6 protein-coding genes are annotated in these 6,881 nt (G+C 41.8%); 1 reads left to right on the top strand and 5 read right to left on the bottom strand.

Going from position 1 to position 6,881, the window contains the following annotated elements:
- A partial coding sequence (locus LBQ60_06975; GenBank protein MDR2037649.1) for a hypothetical protein occupies positions 1–418 on the bottom strand: 418 nt, incomplete at its 3' end.
- A gap of 405 nt (positions 419–823) precedes the next feature.
- Between LBQ60_06975 and LBQ60_06970 the strand changes: the two genes are divergently transcribed.
- A complete protein-coding gene (locus LBQ60_06970; protein MDR2037648.1) occupies positions 824–1,810 on the top strand; it encodes a LuxR C-terminal-related transcriptional regulator in 987 nt (328 codons plus the stop codon).
- Positions 1,811–1,879: 69 nt separating this feature from the next.
- Here LBQ60_06970 and LBQ60_06965 read toward each other — a convergent pair whose 3' ends face one another.
- From LBQ60_06965 to LBQ60_06950, 4 genes are all read right to left on the bottom strand, one after another.
- Positions 1,880–2,683, bottom strand: coding sequence for an ankyrin repeat domain-containing protein (locus LBQ60_06965; GenBank protein ID MDR2037647.1), 804 nt, complete (start codon positions 2,681–2,683; stop codon positions 1,880–1,882).
- Between the two features lie 311 nt (positions 2,684–2,994).
- Entirely contained in the window at positions 2,995–4,740 is a 1,746-nt protein-coding gene (locus tag LBQ60_06960; protein MDR2037646.1) for a DUF805 domain-containing protein, read from the bottom strand.
- A gap of 150 nt (positions 4,741–4,890) precedes the next feature.
- Entirely contained in the window at positions 4,891–5,979 is a 1,089-nt protein-coding gene (locus tag LBQ60_06955; protein ID MDR2037645.1) for a hypothetical protein, read from the bottom strand.
- On the bottom strand, positions 5,976–6,722 hold the full coding sequence (locus LBQ60_06950) for a DUF2846 domain-containing protein (protein MDR2037644.1): 747 nt from the start codon (positions 6,720–6,722) through the stop codon (positions 5,976–5,978). The genes LBQ60_06955 and LBQ60_06950 overlap by 4 nt, the downstream gene beginning before the upstream one ends.
- Positions 6,723–6,881 lie beyond the last annotated feature (159 nt).

Here is a 6,881-nt window from a genome sequence, read left to right as displayed (position 1 = left end):
TAATTTCCAGCGTTCCGGCGCTATTGTTGTCCGTACTTTGAGCAGATGCCTGAGCAGCATCGTTTGTCGCCGGAATAATATGTGAACTTCCTGCTGATACCGTTTCAGTTGATGGCAATGCCTTTGTAGGTGGCGTTATCACAGATGCAGGCGCAGTTGTTGAAGATTTTGGCGCCGCTGCTCCAAATGTTTCCACTCGTCCGTTCTGGTAAACGATGGTGACGATATCGCTTTTCGGAAGCGTATATATGGCTCCATCAAGGTGATCAAAATTTTTGTATTTGATATTGTCCACATTTATTTCCAGAACCTTAGCTTCGATTTTCTTCGAATTTTTCGTAACAATAACATCCTGTGCAGAGACGCCTACGAATGTTAAACTTAAAATTCCGATAATTATAAAAATGTTCTTATTCATCTTTCTTTTACTTTATGCCCTTGTGGAGCGATTGATATTTATTACTCTGCAAAAATATGGGATAGCGTCACGCACATCAATCACCCCAAAGAGTGAAAAAAATAAGATCCGGAATAAATGGACCAGACGAAGCAGTTGCAAAAGGAAAAAGAGGATCATCACAGGACAGTTGCCCTAAAATTTTTGTCCTGCAGATTTGATGTTATACCAAAAACTTTAATTTTGTTCATTTGTGGAAATCAGAAAACCACATCTTTCTAATATAAAAATTGTTTTACCTTTAAGTAAGCAAACATGAAATGTCCATAAACATAGCGTTATACCCACCGTCATGAACAAAATTGGACATTTAGTTTCACTGAGCCCTTCGGGGTTCATCTAACCATTAAAAATAATTTTATACAGATGAAATCAGTATATATTGCGGTTAAAAGCAAGAAATTGAGCAACGATTTTTGCACATGTATAGATAAGTCCGATTATGCCAAAGTAACCGCCACATTCAACTCACTAAAGGAATGCAAGAAAAAATTGTCCGATCAACTTCCCGACATCCTGATTCTTGGATTAGATTTAACTGATGGTTACTGGGTGGATTTTTGCACTGAGATACGGAAAAAACATCCTGCCTTAAAAATTCTGATCATCACTTCTTATGAGGAATATTCCGTCTTCAAAATTCCCTTGAACAATTTAAGTTCAGGTTATATTTCAAAAGATGCCTTGCCTAAAGTGATCATTTCTGCCATTCAAGCGGTCCTGGAAGGTAAGTTTTTCCGTTATGACAAGATGGTTGTTCCTCAGGAAACAGAAGAATCCGAGCCTGAAAAGCTACTTGCCGTTATCCAACAAAAGGCCCAAATGATAAACAATGACAGTAACAGTCAGGACGCGATCGAAAATTTGTCGCAGTTGATGGACGCTACCGAAAAGTACCGCAGATTGAAAATCAAAAACCTGATCGCAGATAAAAAGGACGAATTGGATTCCGACTGTCTGGATCAATACATAAAGCTCCTTATTGAGAGTCTGCTCGTCAAGGGATACCCCAATTGGGATATTGCCGACACACTCAATATAAACATAGAAACGGTCAGGATTTACCGTATGGAGTTTATTTTAAACATCAGCGGTCAAAACTCCATGATACTCAACAAAAACAGGAATAAAGAGTCCATCCCGCTGGGGCGGCGCGAACAACAATTACTCCGGTTGATTGCGGCTGGTTATACCAATGAAGAAATAGCCAACGATATTCTTTACGTGGATATTGAAACGGTTAAAACAATACGTAAAAACCTGATCCTTAAATTTGACGCAAAAAATGCCATGAGCATGGTCATTAGTGCACTACGATTGGGTCTGATCAAAATAGAAGATATCGAAGTTTAATTACCGTAGGTCGCACCTAATATTCCAGTGACTGGCATTTCCTGCAATGTGGCGGCACTCTGACGCCCTCTATTTTTGTGCGGCGGTATCAATCAACCTGACAATATCCTGATGACCTTTATACGCCGAGATTTCACGGACATTGTTGCCTGCCCCGCTTTTCAGGGATATGTCTGCACCTGCGTCAAGAAGGAGTTTGATGGCTTCGGAGTGCCCGTTAAATGCGGCAAACATAAGTGCGGTCAAACCACTTTGCGTCACGTCATAAATATTTTTGGTTGCCGCGTTGACATCCACACCTGCCGCAAGAAGGAGCCTGATGGTTTCGAGATCTCCCTTATCCGCGGCGGCCATGAGCGCCGAGTAAGCGCCACCGTCTTTCGCGTTAACATCGGCACCTGCGTGGAGAAGGGCTTCAACAATGCCAGGGTTTCCATTCATTACTGCAATGACAAGTGGTGGCTTGCGGTCTTGTGTGTACCCCATGTTTGCATCAGCGTTTGCGGCAAGAAGTGCCTTGACTATTCCGGTGTGTCCTCCATCCACGGCATACATGAGTGCCGTATACATTGCAGGTCCCCCCGAGGAGATGACGATGAATTGGTGATTCGCATCGGCCCCTGCGGCAAGAAGCTCTCCGACAACCTCAGGACTTCCTTTTTTTACAGCCATCGAAAGTGCCGTGAGGTTGTCCTTCGATGCATTAACATCGACACGTTTGGCAATCAAAGCCTTGACCTGTTGAACGTCGTCTTGTTCAATGGCGTCAAACAGCTTTTGTGGCGCAGGATGGCAGGAGTACATTAAACTTGTTACTGCGAGACAGGCAACTATCATCGCCACTTTTCCCAAATTTGATTTGACTTTTAGCATTTTACAAAATATTATTATTTAATTTACTATGACTTACTGATGTTATGCAGAGGTTTGATTTTTATTCCAAAATAAGCGTTTCGCCATGAAATGGCAGATTATTTTAACCCAATGGCTTCAACCTTGGGAAATAAAAACGGATTCGGACAAAGCGGGCTGCAAACCCAGGTTAGCCAATTAACCTGGGTTTGCAGCCCAGAGAATCAAAAATGATCGATATCCCGAGGCGTTACCGTCGGGCTAAATTAAAACGGACTTACAGTCCTTGATATATTGATGTTTGAAAGCAATAATATCAAAATCATTCCTATTTAACCGGGCAACCTGAACACGAGCACCGGCCCGTTCATAGCGCACTGTATCTCGTCGCCGTTTTGCAAATACCACTCCTTGTGCACCCTTCTTCCGTTGATGAAGGTAGGATTGGTTTGCGATACCGGTATTAATTTCCAGTGATTGCCTTCCTTGATGATAGCTGCATGTCGGCGACTGACTGTTTCGAAATGCTCATCGAACCGGACCTCACATCCGGGATCACGGCCTATTTCCACCTGTTCGTTTGATATTTCCTGTTTTTCACCGGTCCTGTGGTACCTGGATCCGACCTTGTGTTCGAGCGTATAGTACACCGGCGCCGAATCGCTAAAAACAGGACTCTTGTCTTTTGCGGGCGCACTTTCAGTATCACGCGGTATTACCGGGGCGTACACGGGTACTGATTGTTCTGTTCCCGAAAGATATACTCCCATTCCCGAAAGGTATGTTCCTGCTAAAATGATATATGCGATGGGTTGAAGCAAATAAAAGACTTCTGAAAAATTTAAAATCTGCTCCCATATATCCGATCCATAATGGTCCCTCACCATACAGTTATATACATCCCAAAACAGAAATAAACCCGAAAATACAATGACCAATACCGCTATGTTGCGGATGAGATATTTTTTTTCCTGTAAAAACAAGAATAAAGCAGTGAACAGGATAATCAACGACTTGTAAAGAAGGTTCAATGATGAGTTTACTGCAAATCGCCATTGAATGTGATCGACATTCGATAGGTAGTTTTTCAATGAAATGACACTTATGATAAGGGATATGGAAACGGCTGCCAGAAACAGGAAAAAAGCATATCTGGTTTTTTCGTGCATCACATTCATTGTTTTTCCATTCAACAGGAAAATACCTGCCAGCAATGTTATCACAAGAACAATAAAATTTACTATTCCCCAAAAGGGAAAAGATCCGTATAGCGAATTTATTGCAAAAAATTGAATGATGCTCGTGACAATCGCCAGGGAGGCGGCAACAATGAACGCCACTCCCGCACTCTTCACTTTTACCGCTTCGCTGAATGGATCAGATGAAGTTTTAGGGTCGGGTCCGTATTTATTTGCTCCCTGCTGACCCTCCGTCAGCATCAACACGAGCAACCATATACCGCCTACAAGCGGGATAAACATCACGAGCAACATCCAACCGCTTTTTCCCAGATCATGCAGCCGTCGAACCGCGACCGCCATAGCCGGCAACAGGAACACTAAATAAAAACTTAAAGCAACAATATTGCTTGCATATTCTACATCCCCTCTGCCGGTAAGTGCAAACACCAACATCAGCAAAAACGACCATAAGAAAGCAGAAATAAAGTTGAACAGTACGAACCACCAGTATTCTCTTCGCCGTGCACGTCCGCTGAAATCAGCGTAATGCCTTAAAGCTTTGAAAAACCATTGAATGCCTGAATATCTCTGCGGCGGTAAAAACGATTCATCCGATAATACCTCTTCATCTCTGATATCTTCGTCATACGAACCGGTAGGTTCATGGCGCACATCGGCTTCCAGCTGCAAATCATCGGCTACATTTTCTTCCTGCGCTTTCTGTTTTTTGTGGGTCGCTATGGCGAAAATATCCAAAACCAGAAAAACAAATCCGGCCACCACCAATGCTGTACTGCTATCTGTTCCTCTCAGGACCATTTCGCCGCTGAGTCCGCCAATAATAAGAAAGATACTGACAAAAAGACCAAAAATTTTCCATCCAAGATTAGTATTCATGTTTTTATACTTTGTGTTCCTTACGGAACGGTTGAAACTTATTCCTTTATCCTATTTTCCTGAAAATTACACGTCTGCCTGATCGCATTCATCACCAAAAAGACTGCTAATAGCGTAGATGAAACCTACTGCGAAACAGCAAATATATGATTATAATCGTTTAAAATTAAGCGTACTACTCAGATGAACATTGCCGCCAGCAAATATAAACCCTGTATTGGGATCGGGCCTTTCACGGGTGTATACTTTCTCAGAAACTTCCAGACGCAACAAATGATGATCTACAAGAATTAATTTATAGTCGATCGTTTCATCTACAGGAGTTAATTTCAATTTACAGGAAAAGATAAAATTATTGTCTTTCTGCCCGGGTTGGCCGGTCATGAAATTGTCACACTCCCAGGCGGTATTCTGCCCTATTTTTAATGATTTTGCAGCATTGAAAACAGCACTAAGACCAAAGACATCAAAGTCGGAGTAATCGATAGTGGATGAGAATGAACCGTCTCTTTCAAGAATTAAACTGGGTTTGTCCTGTTTTAGTGAATCAACCGTTAATGCTATATTAAACGATATCGCATTGTTCGGGTCGGTTTTAAATTCCCCGTCCGTATTTCCCCATGAGCCGATGATCTGCTGAAGCCGTACGGCATTAACAGAAAAATGAGTATTCGTATCTGCCGGTTCAAAAAAGTCGTCCCCCGCATAAGGTATTTCAGTAATCACCCGTGCGTTTTTTCCAGTCAGTTCCAGTATCTGAAACATGGGAGGAGTTTCCATTTCCTCCGATTCGTCTTTCGCGATACCTTTGAAACCAATCAAAACAAATCCTGATTTTATATCCTTTTTGTTGATGGAAATTATCGTATGGTATGACGGCAGGCCATATTCGTCATTTGTCAGGGAATCAACGAAAAACTTCGTTTCTATCGGTATTGTTTTCGTCGGTTTTGCAGCATCAAGCGCCACCAAACGGCCACCCAACAGATGAACATATTCTTCCACATGACTGATCAACGGATTGAAATATTCTACCGTGACCATAAATTCGCTTTTATCGCCTGACCACTCAACCACTTCGACGATGGAAAATCCTGCTTTATTTATGTCGGATGCTACAATGCCACAAGTTTGATATTTTTCCATTATTTTTTCGGCTGTAAGACTACAACTGATCGTGGAGAGTTGTATTAAAACTACCAGAATCGTTATCAGAATATCCAATTTCCTTTTTTTCATTTTCCTTTTTTTGTACCCCTTACGGAGCGGTTAGTATTGCTGTTTTTATCAGAAGATATTTTTTCAAACTCTGTTATTCCCGTATGGTTATCCACCAGCTCGATGTCAGGCCTTCCCACAAAAGCGCCCATTTTCATTCCGCAACGAATGTAATATTCACGTCCGAATTGAATATCTATGGGTATTTCGACTTTTGTTTCGGTTTTTGCCCGTAAAGTATTCATCCCCTCTTTTGTAACTTTGATCGTTGTTTTGCTATTATTTTTTGCGCGAAAGAGATTCTCGTCGTCCAAATACACGTCATACCCTATTGCTGCTCCGGCCATAGCGCCTTTCCGATAGATATGCAGCAAAGCGTAATCGCCCTGTAACAACTCCTCCGTCCCCGCAGAAATCTCGTTCGCAGGAGCGGGATCGCTTACAGGTACCGATGCCGTAACGGGTGTATTCTCAGGAACAGGCACAGAAACAGGTTCGCTTGCTGAAACGGCAGTTTCTTCTGTTCCATAAACTTCCACGTTCCCGTTTTGATAGACAATGGTAAGGACATCATTTTTCGGAAGAACATAATCCGGGCCGTCAAGGTTATCGAATCTTTTGTACTTAATATCGTCCACATTCACTTCAGTTACTTTGGCTTCGATTTTTTTCGAACCTTTTGTAACAATGACATCCTGGGCAGAAGCCCATAAGGACATCAGACTAAAAACTATTGCTAAAGCAACAAAAATTCTCTTATTCATATTCTTTTTATTTTTTGCCCTTGCCGGACCGTTCATATTTTTTATCAATTATTTACCACAAAAGTATACGACGTATTTAGTCCGTTAATCCCCCTAAAGGGTAAAAATAAGGAAAAGGGCTAAATCTTTTTTTGAAGTGCAATTCATTCATTTGTTGCT

It is taken from the genome of Bacteroidales bacterium, assembly GCA_031275285.1.
In the GTDB taxonomy this organism is placed as follows: Bacteria; Bacteroidota; Bacteroidia; order Bacteroidales; family UBA4181; genus JAIRLS01.
The sequence above is the reverse complement of the archived record's forward strand: the minus strand, read 5'-3'. Positions and strand labels throughout refer to the sequence as shown.